General features: G+C 59.4%; 18 protein-coding genes. 11 read left to right on the forward strand and 7 right to left on the reverse strand.

The genetic code is table 11. The features are described from left to right. Window positions 1-18: 18 nt before the first annotated feature. Window positions 19-609, reverse strand: coding sequence for a HupE/UreJ family protein (locus tag JZX89_RS08535; RefSeq protein WP_207133797.1), 591 nt, complete (start codon window positions 607-609; stop codon window positions 19-21). A 232-nt stretch (window positions 610-841) separates the two neighbouring features. Between JZX89_RS08535 and JZX89_RS08540 the strand changes: the two genes are divergently transcribed. Beyond that, a complete protein-coding gene (locus JZX89_RS08540; RefSeq protein WP_046797919.1) occupies window positions 842-1423 on the forward strand; it encodes an ATP-dependent Clp protease proteolytic subunit in 582 nt (193 codons plus the stop codon). A 173-nt stretch (window positions 1424-1596) separates the two neighbouring features. Here the strand turns inward: JZX89_RS08540 and JZX89_RS08545 are convergent, their stop codons facing one another. Then, window positions 1597-1854 (reverse strand): pentapeptide MXKDX repeat protein, encoded by a 258-nt coding sequence (locus JZX89_RS08545; RefSeq protein ID WP_207133798.1) that lies wholly within the window; start codon window positions 1852-1854, stop codon window positions 1597-1599. A 184-nt stretch (window positions 1855-2038) separates the two neighbouring features. Between JZX89_RS08545 and JZX89_RS08550 the strand changes: the two genes are divergently transcribed. Further along, a complete protein-coding gene (locus JZX89_RS08550; protein ID WP_149900011.1) occupies window positions 2039-2587 on the forward strand; it encodes a sigma-70 family RNA polymerase sigma factor in 549 nt (182 codons plus the stop codon). Further along, the gene (locus JZX89_RS08555; protein ID WP_207133799.1) at window positions 2584-3228 is read left to right on the forward strand and encodes an NrsF family protein; all 645 of its coding nucleotides are present in this window, start codon (window positions 2584-2586) and stop codon (window positions 3226-3228) included. Before JZX89_RS08550 ends, JZX89_RS08555 begins: the two co-directional genes overlap by 4 nt. A 62-nt stretch (window positions 3229-3290) precedes the next feature. Here the strand turns inward: JZX89_RS08555 and JZX89_RS08560 are convergent, their stop codons facing one another. Beyond that, a complete protein-coding gene (locus tag JZX89_RS08560) occupies window positions 3291-4373 on the reverse strand; it encodes an esterase-like activity of phytase family protein (protein WP_207133800.1) in 1083 nt (360 codons plus the stop codon). A gap of 281 nt (window positions 4374-4654) precedes the next feature. Between JZX89_RS08560 and JZX89_RS08565 the strand changes: the two genes are divergently transcribed. From JZX89_RS08565 to leuA, 4 genes are all read left to right on the forward strand, one after another. Continuing rightward, window positions 4655-5833: a benzoate/H(+) symporter BenE family transporter gene (locus JZX89_RS08565; protein WP_207133801.1), complete on the forward strand. Its 1179-nt coding sequence runs from the start codon at window positions 4655-4657 to the stop codon at window positions 5831-5833. A gap of 34 nt (window positions 5834-5867) precedes the next feature. After that, the gene (locus JZX89_RS08570; protein ID WP_153514948.1) at window positions 5868-6137 is read left to right on the forward strand and encodes a BrnT family toxin; all 270 of its coding nucleotides are present in this window, start codon (window positions 5868-5870) and stop codon (window positions 6135-6137) included. Continuing rightward, window positions 6118-6354: a type II toxin-antitoxin system BrnA family antitoxin gene (brnA, locus tag JZX89_RS08575; protein WP_174373378.1), complete on the forward strand. Its 237-nt coding sequence runs from the start codon at window positions 6118-6120 to the stop codon at window positions 6352-6354. Before JZX89_RS08570 ends, brnA begins: the two co-directional genes overlap by 20 nt. A 322-nt stretch (window positions 6355-6676) precedes the next feature. Then, entirely contained in the window at window positions 6677-8386 is a 1710-nt protein-coding gene (leuA, locus tag JZX89_RS08580) for a 2-isopropylmalate synthase (protein WP_149900015.1), read from the forward strand. A gap of 205 nt (window positions 8387-8591) precedes the next feature. Here the strand turns inward: leuA and JZX89_RS08585 are convergent, their stop codons facing one another. Further along, window positions 8592-9542, reverse strand: coding sequence for a metallophosphoesterase family protein (locus JZX89_RS08585; protein ID WP_153514950.1), 951 nt, complete (start codon window positions 9540-9542; stop codon window positions 8592-8594). Between the two features lie 81 nt (window positions 9543-9623). Here JZX89_RS08585 and JZX89_RS08590 point away from each other — a divergent pair, with 81 nt between their 5' ends. Continuing rightward, the gene (locus tag JZX89_RS08590) at window positions 9624-10103 is read left to right on the forward strand and encodes an NUDIX domain-containing protein (protein WP_210348413.1); all 480 of its coding nucleotides are present in this window, start codon (window positions 9624-9626) and stop codon (window positions 10101-10103) included. Between the two features lie 15 nt (window positions 10104-10118). Here the strand turns inward: JZX89_RS08590 and JZX89_RS08595 are convergent, their stop codons facing one another. Continuing rightward, the gene (locus tag JZX89_RS08595) at window positions 10119-11111 is read right to left on the reverse strand and encodes a glutathione S-transferase family protein (RefSeq protein WP_207133803.1); all 993 of its coding nucleotides are present in this window, start codon (window positions 11109-11111) and stop codon (window positions 10119-10121) included. Window positions 11112-11407: 296 nt separating this feature from the next. Between JZX89_RS08595 and JZX89_RS08600 the strand changes: the two genes are divergently transcribed. Next, a complete protein-coding gene (locus JZX89_RS08600; protein WP_207133804.1) occupies window positions 11408-11977 on the forward strand; it encodes a GNAT family N-acetyltransferase in 570 nt (189 codons plus the stop codon). A gap of 544 nt (window positions 11978-12521) precedes the next feature. Next, window positions 12522-13835 (forward strand): MFS transporter, encoded by a 1314-nt coding sequence (locus JZX89_RS08605; RefSeq protein ID WP_149900020.1) that lies wholly within the window; start codon window positions 12522-12524, stop codon window positions 13833-13835. A 57-nt stretch (window positions 13836-13892) separates the two neighbouring features. Here the strand turns inward: JZX89_RS08605 and JZX89_RS08610 are convergent, their stop codons facing one another. Beyond that, entirely contained in the window at window positions 13893-14858 is a 966-nt protein-coding gene (locus tag JZX89_RS08610) for an MBL fold metallo-hydrolase (RefSeq protein WP_207133805.1), read from the reverse strand. Window positions 14859-14945: 87 nt separating this feature from the next. On the opposite strand from JZX89_RS08610, the gene JZX89_RS08615 reads away from it, so the two are divergent. Then, window positions 14946-15899, forward strand: a complete 954-nt coding sequence (locus JZX89_RS08615) for a LysR family transcriptional regulator (RefSeq protein WP_153514956.1) — start codon at window positions 14946-14948, stop codon at window positions 15897-15899. Here JZX89_RS08615 and JZX89_RS08620 read toward each other — a convergent pair. Beyond that, entirely contained in the window at window positions 15896-16309 is a 414-nt protein-coding gene (locus JZX89_RS08620; RefSeq protein ID WP_153514957.1) for a GNAT family N-acetyltransferase, read from the reverse strand. The two genes, JZX89_RS08615 and JZX89_RS08620, sit on opposite strands and share 4 nt — an antisense overlap. Window positions 16310-16381 lie beyond the last annotated feature (72 nt).

The following is a 16381-nucleotide window of genomic DNA, read 5'->3' on the forward strand; positions in this document are numbered from 1 at the left end:
AAATTTCGGTAATGATCGTCAGCCGCCGAAAGCAAGTGACAGGCCCGCAATCGCCGTCAATGCACCCACGGTGCGGCTGGCGGCTGAGCCAAAACGGGCAATGCCGAGACCCAGAGCGATGCCGGCCAGATGCAGGGTCGCGGTGGCGATCATGAAACCGAGGCCGAATTGCCGCGCACCGGCGCTGCCGAGTTCGCCGCCATGCGCGTGGCCGTGGAACAGTGCGAAAGCGCCGACAACGGCCGCTGCCGCTGCCGTGGGGAGCTTTGCCGCTGCGGCAACCAGCAGGCCAAGGCCGATGACGGAGGCGAGAATGGCGGGTTCGACGAAGGGAAGCTCGATACGGTAAACCGCCATCAGAAAACCGATGGCCATGGTGCCGACAAAGGCTGAAGGCACGATCCACAGCGCCTTGCGATCGTTCTGCGCCATTGCGATCTGTGAGGCCCAGATGCCGACGGCCACCATCGCCAGAATGTGGTCTGCGCCGAAGAAGGGGTGGGAGACGCCGGCCATGAAGGAGCCGTGTTCTTCCGGGTTCAGATGGGCGAAGGCGGGCAGCGTGGTAACGCCGAGCGTGGCAGCGGCGAGGCTTAGTCTTTTCAGCATGGTTCCCTCTTTTGATTGTCGCCGCCCGCCTGAGTATCTTGGGGTTCCCCGCAACGGTCGGCACTGCAATGAGGTGCTGACGATATCGCGAAGGCCGAGAGGCTGTCCATGCGTCATCTGCCGGGGGTGCTGTTTATTGTTCAGGTGCGAACCTTGTCTTTTTTGCTCATTGCCTTACGTAACAAGTCGCACTATGTCCGAAGGGCACGAATTACGCTGGAGAGAGCCGTTGATGAACGAAGACGAAGACGACAAGAGCAAGGAACTGCCGATCGGCAAGGAAACGGAAGCGAATCTTTTCAAGTCGCGTTCGATCTTCATCTATGGTGGCATCACACAGGAATTGGCGCAGAAGGTCTGCACGCAGCTGGTCGCCCTTGCCGCCGCCAGCGACGACGATATTCGCGTTTACGTCAATTCGCCGGGCGGTCATGTGGAATCGGGTGATTCCATCCATGACATGATCAAGTTCATCAAGCCGAAGGTCTATATCATCGGTACGGGCTGGGTCGCTTCCGCCGGCGCGCTGATTTATGTTTCGGTGCCGAAAGAACGCCGCCTCTGCCTGCCGAACACCCGCTTCCTGCTGCACCAACCCTCCGGCGGTACGCGTGGCATGGCGTCCGACATCGAAATCCAGGCTCGCGAAATCATCAAGATGAATCAGCGCCTGATCAAGATCTTCTCCAAGGCCACCGGCCAGAGCGAAGAAAAGATCGCCAAGGATATCGATCGCGATTACTGGCTCGGCGCGGATGAAGCCAAGGATTACGGCCTCGTCGGCAAGATCGTCGAGAGCCAGTCGGAACTCTGAGTTTCTGACTTCCCGTTTTAAAAAGCCCGCGTCGGTGCAAACCAACGCGGGCTTTTTCATTCAGGCTAGAGCATTTCCGGTAAAAGCAGGATCGCTTTTACGTCAGGACAATGCGTAAAAACAAAGAGACAGAGTGTTTTCGCGTTTCGGAGAAAAGCGGAAATGCTCTGGCGTCATTTCATTGTGTCACAGGCCTTCATCATGTCGGCCTTTTTCATCTTGTCCATTTCCATGCCGGCCTTGTGCATGCAGTCCTTTTTGCTGGCCATGGACATGCCGTCTTTTTTCATCGTTTCAGGCTTCATGGTGTCCTTCTTCATGGTGTCCTTCTTCATCGTGTCGGTTTTCATACTGTCAGCATGGGCGATGCCTGCGAAAGAAAGAGCGGACAGCATGGAAGCGGCGGCGATGGCGGAAAAAATGCGGGTCATGAAGGTCTCCTCTGGACGTCTTCGAGTGTCGGCCGGCGTCTTGCCGGGGCTCACGATTGTCCATTCGGTCGGAAACGCCTCATCGTTACAGCTTCACGCGCTTGTGAGGTCATATTCGAGCGAGATTTTTTAAAAGCGATTATGTAACAATATTCCGTGGAGTGCGTATAACCCGATAGTGACGATGACAGGCAGCCTTTCGGAAGAAACATTAAAAACAATGATGCTGCGTTCCCTCGATGGGGACGAAAGCGCCTACAGGCATTTGCTCCATGCCTTGCGCCGGCTGCTGCTTGCCTATTACGGCCGGCGCATGACCTCCGCCTCCAGAGGCGATGTGGAAGATCTTGTGCAGGAAACCCTGTTGTCGCTTCACGCCAAACGGGAGACCTATGATCGTGGGCGACCGTTCACGGCCTGGTTCTTTTCGATCGCGCGCTACAAGCTCATCGACCACTACCGCGGCAGGGGCGCGCGGATGCGGGCGGAAGTCGAGCTCGATGAGACGCTGGAGGCGGAAACGTCCGTCGACGCGGTCACGGCGCGCATGGATGTGGAACGGTTGCTCAATGATTTGCCGGAGCGGCAACGCGACCTTATTCGCAGGGTAAAACTCGAAGGTCAGTCGATCGCCGAAGCGGCGGAAAAATCCGGCCAGACCGAACTTGCGGCGCGGGTCGGCATCCACAGGACGTTGAAAGCCCTGGCGGCAAAATTGCGAGGCGAAACGTGAGAAAGACGGAAGACATCATCGAACAACTGGCAGGCGACCTCAAGCCTGTCGCAGCTTTTGCAACGGAACGCAGGCTCGCGCTCGCGGCCTTGCCCGCGCTCGGCGTTTCGCTGTTGTTGATGCTCGTCATTCTCGGGCTGCGCGGTGATATGGATGATGCTCTGAGCGAACTGGGTTTCTGGATCAAGTCGGCCTATAATGCCCTGCTGGCCGTGGCCGCATTTGTCGCCGTCCGACGCCTTGCCCGGCCTGATGGCGACAGTGGCCTTTTTTTCGTTTGGCTCGCGGTGATTTTCATCGCGATGGCGGCGATTGCGCTCGTCCAGCTGGGGTTTGCCGTGCCAAGTAGTTACGCCGCCCTTATTCTGGGATCGTCGGCGCTGCATTGCCCGTTTCTGATCGTCGCTTTTGCGCTTCCCGTGTTTCTGGCGAATTTCACCGCTCTTAAGCGTTCTGCCCCCGCTGATCCCACGCTTGCCGGTTTTGTCGGTGGCCTTGCGGCGGGTGCGGCCGGAGCCTGGGTCTATTCCTGGTTCTGCACCGAAAACGGCATGGCATTCGTGTTGATCTGGTATTCGCTCGGCATTCTCATGATGGGCATGATCGGCGCCTTTGCGGGTTCCCGTTTTCTGCGCTGGTGAAAGGCGCATCTCTGCCGGCTCCGAACATGGTCCGGAGCCGGTATCTCATGTCGTCATGGATTTCACTGACCCAGATTGGCCGGAATTGCGAAGGCCGCGAATTGGGTGAACTGCTTGCCGGGATTGAAATTGTCGTCCGAGGCGATGAAGAAAAGCTGCTTGCCATCCACCACCGGTCCGAATGCGAAGCTTTCGATATTGTCGATGTCGAGACCGAAATCGCCTTCGTTGATCTCGAACCACGGGGTTTTTGATACGGCGCGCACATTCGCCGCCTCGATCTTGTCCTTGCCGAGGATGTTTTCCGCGCCGGACAGGTCGGCAATGAAAAAGCGGATATGGTTGCCGACGCCGGAAGCGAAATTGCGCTCTACAGTGACGAAGCGGCCATCCGGCATGGCGGCGATGGCGGAGAGGCCATTGTCGTTATATTTCGGCTCGGCGGCTGTCGGGGTCTTCGAGATCGCCTCGGTGACATAGACATGTTCGGCAACCGGCTTCAGTGTCGCCGTGTCGATGACGAGAATGCGGGACGGGCTGCCGGCCTGCGGGGTGGCCTTCTGGCCGTCCTGGGTCAGCGCGTTTTCCGTGGCGGCGATGAGCTTGCCGGATGTCAGCGTTAGCCCCTCAAAGCCGAGATTGTTCTGCACGCCTCTCGTCTTTGCATCATTGACGAGATAGGCCTCGGGCAGTTCCAGCCGCTTCACATTGCCGCCATCGACGTCAGAGACATAGATCGCCGGCTGGTTTTTCAGGTCGCGTTCCGAGGACCAATAGAGCTTGCCGGCCTTGCCGTCGAGCGCGATGCCTTCGGCGTCGATGCCCTTCAACGCGAAGGCCGCGCCGGTCTCGTCCTTCAATTCATGTGTGGCGGCGATGTTCAGCGTGACGGCGCCTTCCGTCACGGCCAGTTCCAGTTCGTAATAACGGGCAGGGCCTTTTTCGACACGGTCATCGGAAATAGCCAGATAACGGCCGGCTTCGCTATCAAAGCTCAGATCGGAAATGCCGCCGAAAGCAACGCCATTGATGGAGAGGCCCGAAGGTACGACGATCTGGCCGAGAAAGGCCGGCGGTGGCGGGGTCTGGGCGGCGGCCGGAAGGGCCACAAGGCAGAAAGCGGCGGCGGTGGCGATGCGAAACATGGAGACGATCCTTTTTGCGGCGGATGCCTTGTTGTGATGGATGCCGCGAGGATTAGCGCCCTGCCGCTAAACTTTGATGACGTTTTCCGGATCTCCGTACCTGAAGTCCGGCCACTCATCTTGCCAAGCCTTGTCTTTTTTGATCCTGAATATAGTCATGCTTCATCCAAAGCGTGTCGCGCTGTCCGGATTCGCGCCCTACGCTTCAAATTTTGTTCCTGCCTGTCGCCCCGCCGTCCGCTGCGGTTCTTGCGACTGGCAGCAGGCCCGCAGAGTGCTTCATGCTGAAAGATTTTTCCGTCCAGAGCCTGTTCATGGGGTGCCTTACCGCCTTTGTCGGTTTTGCCAGCTCCTTTGCCGTTGTGTTGCAGGGCCTGAAAGCCGTCGGCGCGACGGATTTCGAGGCAGCTTCCGGGCTGATGGCGCTTTCGGTGGCGATGGGGCTCTGCGCCATCGTTCTTTCCGCCGCCACCCGGCTGCCGATCAGCATTGCCTGGTCGACGCCGGGTGCGGCCCTTCTGGCAACCACCGGGGTGATCGACGGCGGATTTCCGGCGGCTGTCGGCGGGTTCATCGTCTGCGCCGTCCTGATCATCATCGCCGGCCTGTTCAAGCCGCTCGGGCGTGCCGTTGCCTCCATTCCCGCACCGCTTGCCAATGCCATGCTGTCAGGTGTCATCATCGGCCTGTGCTTTGCGCCCGTGAAGGCGATCGGCTTTAACCCGGCGCTTGGTTTGCCGATCATTCTCGCCTGGATCGTGGTGGGGGCTTTCCGGCGGCTTTTCGCCGTGCCTGCCGCGCTTGCCGCCTTCGTGCTTGTCATGATCTTCGGCGTCGACATTCCGGCGGGCGCGCTTGATAGCGTGGCGCAATCGCTGACACCGCCGATGGAATGGGTGACGCCGGTTTTCAGCCTGCACGCCATCGTCTCCATCGCGTTGCCGCTCTTCATCGTCACCATGGCCTCGCAGAACATTCCCGGCATCGCGGTGCTGAAGGTCAATCATTACGATCCGCAGCCCGGACCGCTTTTCGCCGCGACGGGCTTCTTCTCGCTGATTTCCGCCCCCTTCGGCGGCCACGCGGTCAATCTTGCGGCGATCACCGCGGCGATGTGCGCGGGCGAGGACGCCCATGCCGACCCCAAACGGCGCTATTGGGCAGCGATCATCGGCGGTGTCGGCTACATCATCTTCGGCCTGTTGGCCGGCGTGGTCACGGCCTTTGTGGCGCTGGCGCCGCCCATCCTCATTCAGGCGGTGGCGGGTCTTGCGCTGGTCGGCGCCTTTTCCGGCTCCGCCGTCGCAGCCTTCAAGGAGCTGGAAACCCGCGAGGCAGCGGCGATCACCTTCCTCATCACGGCCTCGGGACTTTCCTTCGGCGGTGTTTCCGGGGCGTTCTGGGGCCTGATCGGCGGTGGGCTAATGATGGCGTTGCAGCGGGTGGTGAAGCGTGGTTAGATAGGATGCTTATTGTTTTAAAGAAATACTATTTATGGATTTCGAATTCGATCCTGCCAAAAGTCAGAGCAACAAAGACAAACACGGAATAGATTTCGGTGAGGCAAAGGCGCTTTGGCTTGACGAGAAAAGACTTGTCGCACCTCTCGAAACCACGTCGGAAGAGCGGTATATTATGATTGCTCAATTGCGCGGAAAGTGCTGGAGCACAGTCTATACCTACAGAAATGACCGGTTGCGGATTATTTCCGTCAGACGTTCCAGAGACAAGGAAAGGCAGCGTTATGAAGACGATCAGCGCTGAAGATCTCGACAGGAAATTCGACGATGGCGAAGACATCGACGACTATGTCGACTGGTCGCAAGCCAGTCGCCCCGGCACGGAACACACTCATTTCGATCTTCCCAATGGCATTTTGCGTCGGGTGGATGCGGAAGCGGCTCGTCTTGGAACGACGCGCGAGGCGCTTATCGTCAAATGGATATCGGAAAAGCTTGAGAACAATCAGCGAGCAAAATAGGCGCGGAAGATGGACAACATCACTTGTCAGACCGCCAGCCGCTGTTTATACACGTGCCCATGAGCAACAGCATCGCAACCATTTTCGGCATGAGCGCGCAGATTTCTGCGAAGGCCTCGCCGTGCGGTGCACTCTCGCTTCTTAGCCTCGACCTTACACGCGGTTGCCGGGTCCAGTGAGGAGCGCCCGGCGGCCGAAAGCCCGCTGGCGCAAACGCTCCTCATCTCGAAATCTCATTTTATACTGGATTTAGGCCCTCAAAGGGCCGCGCATCCGCCGATGGCTTGAAGAAGCCCGCGGACTGCGCAAGGAGGAAGCGAAAATGGACGGCAAGATCACCAATATTTCCAAGGGCATGAACGACGCGAACGTCAAGTATCGCCCTTATCCGACCATCAATATTCCTGACCGCACATGGCCGGGCAAGACCATCGACAAGGCGCCGATCTGGTGTTCGGTGGATCTGCGCGACGGGAACCAGTCGCTGGTCAATCCCATGGGCCACGACCGCAAGGCCCGCATGTTCAAGCTGCTGCTCGAAATGGGCTTCAAGGAAATCGAGATCGGTTTTCCTTCCGCCTCGCAGACGGATTTCGATTTCGCCCGCTGGTGTGTGGAAGAAGGCAATGTGCCTGATGACGTGTCCCTGCAGGTGCTGGTGCAGTGCCGTCCGGAGCTGATCACTCGCACCTTCGAGGCACTGCAAGGCGCCAATAAGCCGATCATCCACTTCTACAATTCCACTTCGGAACTGCAGCGCCGCGTGGTGTTCGGCAAGGATGTGCATGGTATCAAGCAGATTGCCGTTGATGCCGCGAAGATGATCACCGACATGGCGGCGAAGGCCGGTGGTGGTTTCCGCTTCGAATATTCGCCTGAGAGCTTTACCGGCACCGAGCTGGAAGTGGCGCTGGAAATCTGCAACGCCGTGGTCGAGGTGGTGAAGCCGACGGCGGATAACAAGCTCATCCTGAACCTGCCTTCAACAGTGGAGATGGCGACGCCCAACATCTATGCCGACCAGATCGAATGGATGTGCCGCAATATCGACAACCGTGAAAACGTCATCATCTCGCTGCATCCGCATAATGACCGCGGCACCGGCATCGCCGCAACCGAACTGGCTCTGATGGCCGGCGCTGACCGCGTCGAGGGTACGCTGTTCGGCAATGGCGAGCGCACCGGCAATGTCGATGTCGTGACGCTGGCGCTGAACATGTATACGCAGGGCGTGGACCCGGAACTGGATTGCCGCGATATCGAGCGCATCAAGGCGGTCTATGAATATTCCAACGAAATGACGATCCCCGAGCGCCATCCTTATGTTGGCGAACTGGTCTATACGGCGTTCTCCGGCTCGCATCAGGATGCGATCAACAAGGGCATGAAGGCGATCAAGGTCGCCAACCATCCGGTCTGGGAAGTTCCCTATCTGCCGATCGATCCGAAGGATGTCGGCCGTTCCTACGAGGCGATCATCCGCATCAACTCGCAATCCGGCAAGGGCGGCATCGCCTATATTCTGCAGCAGGATTACGGCATCAACCTGCCGCGTAACCTGCAGGTGGAGTTCCGCGAGGACATCCAGCGCATCACCGATGAAGAAGGTGTCGAACTGCCGGCCAAGCGGATTTACGAGCGCTTTATGGAGCGTTACGTGACGCAGCCGAATGCGCGCATCAAGTTCGTCGATCACCACACCTATCCGGCGGGCGATTTCAAGGGCGTGCGCATCGTTGCCGCCGAAATTACCGATAATGGCGAGGTGAAGCGCATCGAAGGTAAGGGCACCGGGCCAATCGACGGGTTCATCAATGCTCTGTCGGTTTATCTCGGGGTTGATCTGTCGGTGAATGATTATTCGGAGCATTCGCTGCAGCACGGTTCGAATGCTTCGGCCATCGCTTATGTCGAGATGGAGCATCCGGGTGGGAAGCTGTTCGGGGCGGGGGTCAATACGAATATTGTTGGCGCTTCGCTGGAGGCGATTGTTTCGGCGGCGAACAGGGTGCTGGAAGAGCGGGCGAAGTAAGTTGGCTTTGAGGGGGCGGCAAGGCACCCCCCTCTGTCCTGCCGGACATCTCCCCCACAAGGAGGGAGATCAGCAGGCGGTAGCCTCTCGGCCATCACCAACGTTGCGAGTGAGCGGGCGTTGACTTCTGGCTGATCTCCCCCCCTTGTGGGGGAGATGCCCGGCAGGGCAGAGGGGGGTAGAGCCCCACGCGCTTCCGCGAACGCTATTCCCCCAACCGCGAAAACCCCAACGGCCGTCCGTTGTCATAAAACACCCGCACATCCTCCAGCGCCACGCCCGTCCCCGTCTCATCAAGACTATGCCGTTCGCAGGTGACGTTCCATGTGCCGGGACCGCCGGAAATGTGGAAGAGATTATAGGCCGCGCGCGGTTTTTCCCCACCCGGCCCCTGGCTGGCCGAGGCGATGCCGACGACCGGGATGTGGTCTTCCCCGTGATGCGTATTTAGCCAGTAGACCGTGTTCAAATGGGTATGCCCATGCAGCACAAGTTCCGCACCGCCGACGCCAAGTGCTGCGGCAAAACGGCGAACGCCGAACATGCGTTTGTGGGCGGCAGTGGCTCCCCGGATCGGCGGGTGATGGATCATCACCACGCGGAACAGCCCCTGTTCGCCGGCTTTTTTCAAAAGTTCCGCCGTGGCGCGCGCCTGGCGGTTGCCGAAATAACCGGTGGCCGAAAAGGGTGGTGTCGCAATCGAGGTGGAGCAGCCTATCAACGCCACGGGGCCGCGCACGCGCATATAGGGGAAGATCTTGCGGTCATCGTCCCATTCCGGCGGATCGCCATCACCGCGCACATAGGGGTACCAGGCCTGCATGGCCTTGTCGTGCGCGCCGGAAACATAGGCGTCGTGGTTGCCGGGAACGACGGAGGTCTTTTCAGGCTCGCCCACTTCCTCCAGCCAGTCGGCGGCGGCGCGAATTTCAATGCCGGTCGCAAGATTGACGAGATCGCCGGTGATAGCCAGATGATCCGGGGATTTGGTCTCCAGATCGTCGAGCAGCTTTTCCAGCGTATCGGTGAACAGGTGCTTGCGACGGTTGCGGTGCCAGTTGACGAAACCGGTGATGCGCTTGGATGCAAGTTCCCGGAAAGTGAGTTTTGGCAATGGCCCTAAATGGACGTCTGAAATATGCGCAAGTTTGAACATGGCGGCAGAGATAACCTATGATACGCCGCACGTCCAACAAAAGCCTGCCGACGGGGAGAAACCAGAGTGAGTGATGAAACAATGCGGCGGGAGGGCCGTCCGTTCCACACGCGCCTGCTGATCGGGCTGATGCATTTCGTATTTCTGTTCACGCGCGGTGCAACCCTTGGCGTGCGGGCTGCCTGCTTCGACGATCAGGGTCGGATTTTTCTGGTGCGGCACACCTATCTGCCCGGCTGGTACCTGCCCGGCGGCGGGGTGGAGCGCGGCGAGACCCTGCTGATGGCACTCAACAAGGAAATCCGCGAAGAGGGTAATCTCGTGGCCGCCTCGACGCCTGAGCTGATCCACGTTTATCTCAATCTGGAAGGCAGCAACCGCGACCATGTGGCGCTTTACCGGCTGGTTGTCACCCAGACCGAGCCGAAAAAGCCCGACCATGAAATTGTCGAGAGCGGCTTTTTCGATCTCTCCAACCTGCCGGAAGGCATGACGCCCGCCACCCGCCGCCGCCTTGCCGAATTGTCCGGCGAAGCAACGGCCATTGGCGACTACTGGTAGCGGCCGTCTTTTCCGTCAGGCAAGCACCTCGCGGCCATGGGCCATGGTCAGGTCCAGTTCCGGGCCAACGGGCACGATGCCGGTCGGGTTGATGGTGTGGTGGCTGCGGTAATAGTGCTCCTTGATGTGGCGTATATCCACCGTGTCAGGTACGCCCGGCGTCTGGTAGAGATCGCGCAGGTAACCCGTCAGGTGCGGATAGTCGTGGATGCGGCGGATGTTACACTTGAAATGGCCGACATAGACGGGGTCGAACCGCACCAGCGTCGTGAACAGGCGCCAGTCCGCTTCCGTCTGCTCCGCACCGAACAGGAAGCGCCGATCCTTCAGGCGATCTTCCAGCATGTCCAGCGTTTCGAACACCTTCACGGCATTCTGCTGATAGGCATCCTGCGTGGTGGCGAAACCGGCCTTGTAGACGCCGTTATTGACGGTGTCATAGATGACGTCGTTCAGCGCATCGATCTCGGCGCGCAGCGCTTCGGGATAATAATCCGCTTCCGATCCAGTGAGATCGTTGAAGGCGGAGTTGAACATGCGGATGATTTCCGCCGATTCATTGGAAACGATGGTGCCGCGCTGTTTGTCCCAGAGCACCGGCACGGTCACACGCCCGGAATATTTGGGGTCCGCTTTGGTGTAGACCTGCCAGAGCGTAGAGGAGCCGAACAGGTGGTCTTCCGTCGCGCCCGGCGTGCGTTCGCCCTCAGGCTTGAATTCCCAGCCGTTTTCCAGCATCAGCGGATCGACAACGGAGACGGAAATCACGTCTTCGAGCTTTTTCAGCTTTCGGAAGATCAGGGTCCGATGCGCCCAGGGGCAGGCGAAGGAAACGTAAAGGTGGTAGCGATCCTTCTCCGCCTTGAAACCGCCCTCTCCGGAAGGGCCGGGGGCGCCATCGACAGTCACCCAGTTGCGGAATTGCGAGGCGCCGCGCTTGAAGTGCCCCTTGGTTTCCTTGGTGTCGTACCAGACGTCTTTCCATACGCCTTCGACCAACATGCCCATGACGATCTCCTTGATTGTTTCCTTGACGGCGATCCTAACCGTTCCCTGTCGTCTCGCGAACCCGCAAGGCGTTGAACAATGCGTTTCTGCTCTTGCAGAGGCTGAATGAGATGGCTTCGAGATTTGTTCTGGACGGGTTTGAATTTTCCTGATAATTGCGATTTTCACAAATCTGAGGAAATTGCTGACTATGATCGAACTACGGATGCTCCGACGACGCTGACGCTCCTGAACGCCCTTACCGGCGCAGCCGTCATCTATTGTCGCATCCGCATTCTGGAAGTTTCGGTCTCTTCATGTCCAAGCACGATCTTGTCTACCTCACCGAGGACGCGTCGCACGACGCCATCATCGGAGTCATCAACGAAGAAGCTTTTGGTCCCGGCCGGCACACCCGTGCGGCAGCGCGCATTCGCGAGCAGGGGCCACATGACCGGTCGCTGTCCTTCGTCTGCGCCGATGATGGCGAGACGATTGCCTCGGTGCGCATGACGCCGGTTCTGGCCGGTGGGGTGAAGGGCCACATGCTTGGCCCGCTTGCGGTTCGGCCCTCGCACAAGAACAAGGGCATCGGCCGGGAACTCGTCCGGATCGCGATTGCAGCGGCAAGGCGGAAGGGTTCCGAGGCTGTGATCCTGATCGGCGATCCGCCCTATTACATGCCGCTTGGGTTCGAGAAGGTCGCTTATGCGGCGCTCGATTTTCCGGGGCCGGTCGACCCGAACCGGGTGCTGGTGGTGCCGATTGGCGCCGACGTTCACCAGCGGTTGAAGGGCAAGATCGGCTGGCGCAAATGCGAGGCTGCTATGCCGGCCGCCACGGCTGAGGACGATGGTTGCGAGGAGCCTCTTCGGGTCTATGGCTGAGAGCGTTTCTTCTCAGGAGGCCTGATGTTTTACAAAAGTACCTGCCCCGTTATCCCGGCTGAAGGCCGCCACCGTCCGATTTAAATGGTCGGATGCGCTTTATGATATTGATTCTGCTTTGTTTTATGCCTGCATCGCCGCTCTGGGCACGAGCAAAACATAGCATCGTCAGATGAATGACGAACCTCGCCAGACACGCAGACATCATCCTCGGGCTTGACCCGAGGATCTGCCAACGTATTGATTTTTTCAACGTGCTTAGATCCTTGGGACAAGCCCAAGGATGACGCCGAGAAAAAGGTGCGCCGTTCGCCGCCAACCTCGATGCAATGCAGTGTATCCGGTCATTTAAACCGGACAGCAGCGGTTCAAGGCGGGGATGACGGAAGGGAAACCTTGCGAACTCCGACAAACATCGAGACTGCCGCCAATCTTCGCGAGGCGCAAGGTGACATGAAGTTCTCCTCACAACGTGAAAATTCAATTCCGTTTCCTTCCCCCATGCGATAGCAATCGACAGGCGATTTCAGCTAGGGAGCGGGGCATGACGGCGATTACCATGAACGATGCGCTGGAGCGCGCGGGTGCAGGTGCCTATCAGCGGCGGCTGATGGGTATATTCGGCCTCGTCTGGGCGGCGGATGCCATGCAGGTTCTGGCCGTCGGCTTCACCGCCGCCTCGATTGCCGCGACATTCGGCCTGACGGTGCCACAGGCGCTGCAGACCGGAACGGCGTTCTTCTTCGGCATGTTGCTGGGCGCTGCCGGTTTCGGGCGGCTGGCGGATCGTTACGGGCGTCGCCGGGTGCTGATCGTCACCGTTGCCTGTGACGCCGTGTTCGGCGTGCTTTCGATATTCTCACCCGATTTCACCATTCTGCTCGTCCTGCGGTTTCTGACCGGTGCGGCCGTGGGCGGCACGCTGCCGGTGGATTATGCGATGATGGCCGAGTTCCTGCCTGCCAAAAATCGCGGGCGTTGGCTGGTCTTTCTCGAAGGCTTCTGGGCCATCGGAACGCTGATCGTGGCGCTGGCCGCCTGGGGTGCGAGCCTTGCCGGCGTGGCCGATGCCTGGCGTTATATTTTCGCCGTGACGGCTTTCCCGGCCGTTCTCGGTCTCGGCCTGCGTTTTCTGGTGCCGGAATCGCCGCTTTACCTGCTGCGCAGCGGGCGATTGGACGAAGCCAAGGCTGTCGTCAACCGTATGCTGGTGACGAATGGCCGCGCGCCTCTCGATGCCGGGACCGCGCTTTTCCAGCCTGACGTCGGCAAAGGGCAGGGGATATTTTCCCCGGCGCTCCGGCAGCGCAGCATCATGATCCTCGCCATCTGGTTCCTCGTCTCGGTTTCCTATTACGGTGTCTTCACCTGGATGCCGGCGAAACTGGCGGGAGATGGTTTCGGCTTCGTGCGCGGTTATGGCTTTCTCGTGCTGGTGGCGCTGGCACAAATCCCCGGTTATGCGCTTGCCGCCTATGGCGTTGAAAAATGGGGCCGCAAGCCGACGCTGATCGGTTTTTGCCTGCTATCCGCACTTGGTTGCCTGCTTTTCACGCTCGCTTCCGGCGGCGCGATGATTGCCGCCTCGCTTCTCATCATGAGCTTTGCGCTGCTCGGCACCTGGGGTGCGCTTTATGCCTTCACGCCGGAACTTTACCCGACGGAATCGCGGGCGACCGGCATGGGTGCCGCAGGCGCCATGGCAAGGCTCGGCGGCCTGCTGGCGCCGTCTCTGCTGGGTTATGCCATTGCGCAGGGCTTTGGGGTCGCGATCGGCATCTTTGCCGGGCTACTTGTACTCGCCGCCATTGCGGCCACGATGATCAATGCGGAAACGCGGCAGGTGGCGCTGACTTAGTTGCCGCAAAGGGTGATGGCCTGATCTGATCCATGATCAGGCCATTCTGTTCTTCGCTTACAGCGGCGTGTAATTGACCGGCAGCCAGTCGTAATTGGTGCTGTCGGTGCGCACATGGCCGATGCCGGGGAAGGCGATATGGGCGCCGGCCACCAGATATCTGCCCTCTACCGCCTGTTTGAATGCCAGATCGCGCGCCACGACGGCGGCCTTCTGGTCGACATCGAACTCGATGGCCACATCTGGCTCATCAAACTGGAGGATATCGCCATGGGTGATATCCCCCCAGAAGACGATCTTCTGGCCGTCGCTTTCCAAAACAACAGCGCTGTGGCCCGGTGTGTGGCCGGCGTAAAGGATCGAGCCAAGACCGGAGACCGGTGCGGCATTATCGCCGAAGGTCTCGAATTTACCGGCATCGATATAGGGCTGAATGCTTTCCTTCGCTTCAGCATAACCCTTCTTCAGTGCTTCAGGGGCTGCCTTGGCCTTTGCCCCGTCAAGCCAGAAGGCGGCTTCGCGCGCATTGACCCTCAGCGTTGCATTGGCAAAGACGCGTTTGCCATCTGCCGATAGCCCGCCGGAATGGTCCGTGTGGATATGGGTGAGGACAATGTCGTCTATCTCGTCGGCCTTGTAACCGGAGGCCTCGATATTGGCGACGAGCTTGCCGAGGCTCGGGCCGAGATAGGTGCCGGTGCCGGCATCGATCAGCACCAGCCTGTCTCCGGTATTGACCAGAAACGCATTGACCGAAGTGGGTGTCTCTTCCGGCAGGAAGGCATCTCGCAACACCTTGGCGGCATGTTCCGGCGTCGTGTTGGTGTAGATTTTGGCGAGCGGCAGCGCAATGACGCCGTCCGAAAGGGCGGTAACTTCCACCTTGCCGACCATCAGCCGATAAAAGCCGGGTGCCTGCGTGGCGGCCAGGGGCGCCTTGGCAAATGCGATGGTGGGCGCAACGAAAGGGGCGGCGAAGATGGCGCTGGCGGCGCCTTTGAGAAGCGAACGACGTGAGGGCATGGGTGGCTCCTGAGTTGGGGGAACGTCTTGAAAGTTTCCGAACTCCAGCTAAGTGTAGAGAGGCCAGCAATCAAATCGATGTGACTTATGCAAACTATCGATCATTTCAATCTCCGTTCCTTCGACCTCAATCTTCTCATCGCTTTTGATGCGATGATGGAGGAAATGAACGTCACGCGCGCTGCGCGCCGGCTGAAAATCCAGCAGCCGGCCATGAGCCACAACATCTCCACCCTGCGGACATTGTTTCAGGATGAGCTTTTCATCCGCGTGGGACAGGAGATGAAGCCGACGGCGCGGGCGCTCAATCTGGCCGGACCGGTGCGGCAGGCGCTCCGGCAGGCGCAGGCGGCGGTGATGACGGCGGACGTGTTCGATCCGGCGACGGAGCGCCGCACCTTCCGGCTGGGCATGTCGAGCGAGGTGGAACTGCTGCTGCTGCCGGACCTGACGGCGCGGCTGCGCGAGATCGCGCCGGGCATCCGCATCCTGGCCCGCAGCGGGCAGGAGCAGGAAATCACCGCGATGCTGGATACGGGCGTGATCGATATGGCCGTAGGATGCGCCTATTCGCAGGAGCAGCGTCACCATTGCGAGCCGCTTTATGTTTCAAGCGTTCTTTGCTGCTTCAACCCGAATTTGCTCGATCTCGCCACGCCCGTGGGGCTCAATGCCTATATGGCGGCAAAACATGCGGTCATATCGCAGACGGACAGTTTGCAGGGCTGCATCAAGGACGCGCTGGAATTGAGCGGCGTGGAAATCGATGTCGTTGCAGCCGCGCCGGATTTTCTCTCGGTTCTGGCAACGGCGCGATCTTCGGCGGTGCTGGCCACCGTATCCTCACGCATTGCGCTGCGTTATGCGCCGATGCTCGGGCTTGAAGTGAGCCCGGTGCCGGTGACGCTGAATTTCCCGCCGGTTGCCATGGTCTGGACCTTGCAGACCGATGCGGATCTCGGCGCCATGTGGCTTCGCCAGCAAATCCGCGAGGTCATGGGCCGAACCGTTGAGTGCGGGATATCGGGGATTGCGGCCTAGAAGCGTTTCTCCAGCCATGTGATCGACTGGCCGCTGGAGAGAGGCGCGAGCGAGCCGATCCTGGTGAAACCGTAGCGTTCGTAGGTTCTCAGGGCATCCGGGTTCATGGTGTCGATATAGGCACCGGTGCAGCCGCGCTTTCTGGCTTCTTCCTCCGCCATGGCAAGCAGCTTTGCAGCCGTGCCCTGACCGCGCATGGTTTCCGGTACGAAAAGAAGCTGCACATAAAGCCAGCCGCGGCCGGTATATCCCACCAGACCACCGGTCACAGTGTTTTCGTCATTGCGGATGGTGATATTGAGCTCGCGTTTGTCGCTTTCGCCGAAACGGGCGATATTATAGGCCACCAGCGGATCACGGATGGCTTTTTCCGCGTCTGCATCCGCGACGTCGCTCAAAACGAAATTCATGATTTTCTTTCCCGGACGCCGGGCGGCGGCCGTTTGTCGTTTTCCAGTTCAAGACGCGGAAAGTCTTCCACT

This window comes from Agrobacterium burrii, from assembly GCF_017313405.1.
GTDB classification, from domain to species: Bacteria; Pseudomonadota; Alphaproteobacteria; order Rhizobiales; family Rhizobiaceae; genus Agrobacterium; species Agrobacterium burrii.